The following is a 4,659-nucleotide window of genomic DNA, read 5'->3' as shown; positions in this document are numbered from 1 at the left end:
GGGGCAGGGGCGGAGGGGAGGCGCCGGACGGGCGGCAGGGGGTGGGGGGGCGGGGCGGGGGAGGGCGGCGGGGGGGCGGGGGGGGGGGGGGGGTCGGGGCCGGGGGGGGGGGGGGGCGGCGAGTGGGCGCGCGCGGCGTCCGGGTGGACTCAGCGGGCCGCCGAGTCGAAGCCCGCGGGGGACGAGAGCACGCCTCCGGCCGCCGAGACCCCGTCGACGGGGTCTGCGACCCCAGCCGCCGCGGGGGCCACCACGCCCCGCGCCGCCACCCCGAACGGCGGCGGGGGGCGTGGTGGACTCCGAGGCGGACGGGGTCGGAGACTCCGTCGACGGGGTCTCGGAGGCCGGAGGCGTGCTCTCGTCGGCCGGGGGAGTCGACTCGGAGGCCGGCGGGGTCGACTCGGACGCCGGGGGCGTCGACTCGGCGGGCGGGGTCGCCGGAGGCGTGGTCTGCGTCGTCGAGCAGTCCTTCGTGCCGCCGTTCCAGGCCGCGATCAGCTTGTCCTTGATGACCGGGCGGTCCGGACCCTTGGGCAGGTCGCCGTGGGTGAAGCCGTCGTTGGCGTCGAGGTTGCCGTCGAACTTCGTGGCGCCCCGGTAGAGGTCGATCTGCGCGTAGCAGCCGGCGTCGGGCACCGCGATGTCGAGGGAGTCGGTCTGGCCCTGCTTGACGGTCACCGTGTCGAAGTCGACGAAGATCTGCTCGCCGGAGGTCGCGAAGGTCGGACCGTGGGCGATGTAGGAGGCCAGCGAGGCCGTGCAGGTGGACGCGTCCTGGGCGGCGCGGACCTTGATGTGGACCTTGCCGTCCTCGGTCGGCTTCAGGTTCTGGTCGTCGACCTTGACGGAGTCGAAGAAGTTCGCCCCGTCGAGGGAGAACTGGCAACGGTCGGTCCCGGTCTCCGTACCCGCGCCCGTGCCGGGCTTGTAGGTGCCACCGTGGTTCCAGCCGTCGCCGCCGGGCCCGGTGGCCCAGGCGGCGGATGCGCCCGAGGCGCAGAGGGCGAGCGTCGCGGCGCCCGTCCCCAGCAGGCGTCGCACAGTGACACGTCTCGCTATGGACATGCGTATCCCATCAGGGTGGAGTGATCCGAAATACGCCGAGGGCACAGAAATAGCACTCGGCAACACTGGGCCCATTGGTCATATGCGCCACAGCTGCGGACATCGTGGATCTCGCCGCCGAACAGTGTCAACCTGCGGGAATGCAAGGTCTGTTCATCAGCCATCACAATTTCGCCACACAAGGAACGGCGTGCTCCGCAAAGTGCGGAGGTTCGTCCCTTCTCGGCTGTGGACAGATTCCCCTTTGTTCGTCTTTGCCGTACGTACAAAGCACTCAGGAGATCGTGTGACCCCCGACCTCTCGTCCAGGGACCCGAACTGGTGGCGGCAGGCCGTCGTCTACCAGGTCTACCCCCGAAGCTTCGGCGACGCCGACGGCGACGGGCTCGGTGACATCAGAGGCGTCACCGAGCGGCTCACGCATCTGAGCGGCCTGGGCGTCGACGCCCTGTGGCTGAGCCCCTTCTACCCGTCCGAGCTCGCCGACGGCGGCTACGACGTCGCCGACTACCGGGACGTCGACCCGCGCCTGGGCACCCTCGACGACTTCGACGCCATGGTCGCCGAGGCCCACCGGCTCGGCCTGAAGGTCATCGTCGACCTCGTCCCCAACCACAGCTCCCACCAGCACGCGTGGTTCCAGGAGGCGCTCGCCGCCGGGCCAGGCTCGGCCGCCCGCGAGCGGTACGTCTTCCGGGACGGACGGGGTGCGCACGGGGAACTGCCGCCCACCGACTGGCAGTCCGTGTTCGGCGGCAGCGCGTGGCAGCGGGTGCCGGACGGGCAGTGGTATCTGCACCTGTTCACACCCGAGCAGCCCGACTTCAACTGGGACCACGACGAGGTCCGCGCCGACTTCCGCACCACCCTGCGGTTCTGGTCCGACCGGGGCGTCGACGGCTTCCGCGTCGACGTGGCCCACGCCCTCGCCAAGGACCTCGCCGAGCCGCTGCGCGACCTCGGGGCACCCGAACTCAGCGGTGAGGAGGCGCTGACGCGGTTCGCGCCCGGCACCCACCCCTTCTTCGACCGCGACGAGGTCCACGACATCTACCGCGACTGGCGGGAGCTCTTCGACTCCTACCGCCCGCCCCGCATGGCGGTCGCCGAGGCCTGGGTGCCGAGCGCGGCCCGGCGCGCGCGGTACGCCCGCCCCGAGGAGCTCGGCCAGGCCTTCAACTTCGCCTACCTGCTCGCGGGCTGGGACGCCGCCGAACTCCGCGAGGTCATCGCCGACTCCCTCGCCGGCGCCCGCGAGGCCGGGGCCTCGGCCACCTGGGTGCTCTCCAACCACGACGTCGTACGCCACACCTCCCGCCTGATGCTCCCGCCGGGCACGGACGAGAACGCCTGGCTGCTCTCCGGCGGCCGCGCACCGGAGGTCGACGCCGCCGCGGGGCTGCGCCGTGCCCGCGCCGCGACGCTCCTCATGCTGGCGCTGCCCGGATCCTCGTACGTCTACCAGGGCGAGGAGCTCGGTCTGCCGGAGGTCGCCGACCTGCCCGTCGAGGTGCTCCAGGACCCCGTGTGGGAGCAGACGGGACGGGTGCGCAAGGGCCGTGACGGCTGCCGGGTGCCGCTGCCGTGGACACGGACCGGGCCGTCGTACGGCTTCGGCGCGGGAGGTTCCTGGCTGCCGCAGCCGGAGAGCTTCGCCCAGTACGCCGTCGAGGCCCAGGACGGCAGCGCGGGCTCGACCCTGGAGCTGTACCGCACGGCCCTGAAGCTGCGCCGCAAGCTATTGGAGGGGGAGGCGCTGACCTGGTCCGACGGGGCCGCCGACGGGGTGCTGGACTTCGTACGCCACGACGGGTGGCGGTGTGTGGCCAACCTGTCCCCGGCGGCGGTCGCGCTGCCGCCGGGGGAAGTTCTCATCGCCAGCGGCCCGTCGCAGGACGGGCTGCTGGCACCGGACACCACGGTCTGGCTGGCCTGAGCGCTCCGCTGGATCAGCGGTGAGGTGCCGTCGTTCGGCTGCCGCGCCGTCGTGGCTGGTCGCGCAGTTCCCCAGCGGACTTCGCCCGACCCGCTCGGCCCGATCAGCCGATGGTCGGGCTCGGGCTGGCGCCCGCGGCCGGGGTGGCGCTCGACCCTTCACCGGGGACCGCGATCGGTGTGGACGTCGGGTTCGCCGGCGGGCTGAGCACGACCATCGGCTCGCCGGGCTGCGGTGCCGGCGGGGTCAGGTCGACGAGCGGCAGCTTCGGCGGGGTGGTCTGCTGGAAGAGGGCTTGGTCGAAGTTGACGAAGCCGGTCTTCTCCATGACCGTGATGTGGTCCAGGACCGTGTTGTTGGCCATGTCGGCGAGCGATCGCACCAGTGAGTTCTTCGTGGTGGAGCGGATCTTGGCGATCGTGTTGAAGATCGACCCGTGGGTGATGCGCAGGATGTTGGCGAAGTTCGAGTCGTACTCCCGACCGCTGCTGGAGTCGATCTGGTTCACGAACGCCACCTGCTGCGGACTCGCCACGTTCGGCAGGGTGATGTTGAGCATCGGGGCGATCTTGCGGCAGGCGGCGTCCAGGGCGGCGTGTCCGTCGATGAGGTGCCTTCCCGCCTCCTTGACCTCCTCCGTCGTCCCGTTCTTCAGGGCGCTGAACCCCAGCGGGTACTCCCACAGACCCGCCGCCCGTACCTTGACCACGAAGTCCCGGTCCTGCTCCGTCAATGGCCCCCACTGGGTCTGGGCGATGACGCGGTCCTGGGCGGTGGACACCTTGTCGAAGCCGAGCATCGCGGGATAGGCGAGCGCGACCAGGGTCATGCTGAGCGCACCGCCCACAAAGAGCGTTCCCGTGGTATTCCGCGAAAAGCGCACCGTGGCTCCTGTCCGATCGGGATTGTTCGACTCTGTAGTACGGACGACGGGCCAGGGGTGTTCATGATGCGTACGTCACTTCGGCGGTCCGGCCGAGGCGGTCGGGCCGGGGTGGTACGGATCGCACCGCGCCGCTGTGGCTACCGTTGATCGGGAGGTGAGGTATGTCGTTGTCGCCGTCGGCCCGGGCCCTGGCCCTGCGTTGTGAAGGGCAGGTCAATGAGCTTGCCCGGCGGATGGCCCGGGGTGTGTTCGAGCGGTTGCCGGGGTACGGGGAGCTGCCCGCCGACGTGAAGGACGTGGAGATCGCGGCCACGGCGCGGCAGGCCATGCGGTCGTTCCTGCGCAACGCCGGGTCGGGGGACGGGGGGCTGGAGCTCTTCCAGGAGCGGGCCGTGCAGCGGGCCGAGGAGGGGATGCCGCTGCATCTGCTGCTGCGGACGTACACCCTGGGCGCGCAGGTGCTGTGGCAGGCGTTGGAAGAGGCGGCCCGGTCCGGCGAGGAGGCCGCGCTCGTCGAGTTGGGCGGTGCGCTGCTCGCCTCGCAGGGGCGGGTCGTCGGCGCCGTGGCCGAGAGCTATCTCGACGAGCAGGCGGCGCTCGCCGCGGAGCACCGGGAGCGGCGCCGCGCCCTGGCCCGTGCGCTGCTGGACGGGACCCCGCACCCCGACCGCCCCGCCCCGGGCCGGGCCCTTATAAACATCTGACGCTGCCGACGCAGAGGAAAGGGGAAATGTGGGGGGGCGCCGGTACGATAAAAAAAAAAAAAAAAAAA

Annotated in this window: 3 protein-coding genes and 1 pseudogene; 2 read left to right on the top strand and 2 right to left on the bottom strand. The window is 71.4% G+C overall.

Annotated features, from left to right (window positions below):
* Positions 1–279: 279 nt before the first annotated feature.
* A pseudogene (locus HLK59_RS48335) lies at positions 280–1,065 on the bottom strand (hypothetical protein); the annotation flags it as partial.
* A gap of 286 nt (positions 1,066–1,351) precedes the next feature.
* On the opposite strand from HLK59_RS48335, the gene HLK59_RS48330 reads away from it, so the two are divergent.
* Positions 1,352–3,001, top strand: coding sequence for a glycoside hydrolase family 13 protein (locus HLK59_RS48330; protein WP_171148047.1), 1,650 nt, complete (start codon positions 1,352–1,354; stop codon positions 2,999–3,001).
* A 103-nt stretch (positions 3,002–3,104) separates the two neighbouring features.
* Here HLK59_RS48330 and HLK59_RS48325 read toward each other — a convergent pair whose 3' ends face one another.
* Complete coding sequence (locus HLK59_RS48325) at positions 3,105–3,830, bottom strand: DUF4142 domain-containing protein (protein WP_171148046.1); 726 nt, start codon at positions 3,828–3,830, stop codon at positions 3,105–3,107.
* 218 nt (positions 3,831–4,048) lie between these two features.
* On the opposite strand from HLK59_RS48325, the gene HLK59_RS48320 reads away from it, so the two are divergent.
* The gene (locus HLK59_RS48320; protein ID WP_171148045.1) at positions 4,049–4,591 is read left to right on the top strand and encodes a hypothetical protein; all 543 of its coding nucleotides are present in this window, start codon (positions 4,049–4,051) and stop codon (positions 4,589–4,591) included.
* Positions 4,592–4,659: the final 68 nt, after the last annotated feature.

This window comes from Streptomyces sp. S3(2020) (assembly GCF_013044505.1).
Classification (GTDB): domain Bacteria; phylum Actinomycetota; class Actinomycetes; order Streptomycetales; family Streptomycetaceae; genus Streptomyces.
Note: the sequence above shows the minus strand (reverse complement) of the source record. Positions and strands in the feature narration are given on the sequence as shown.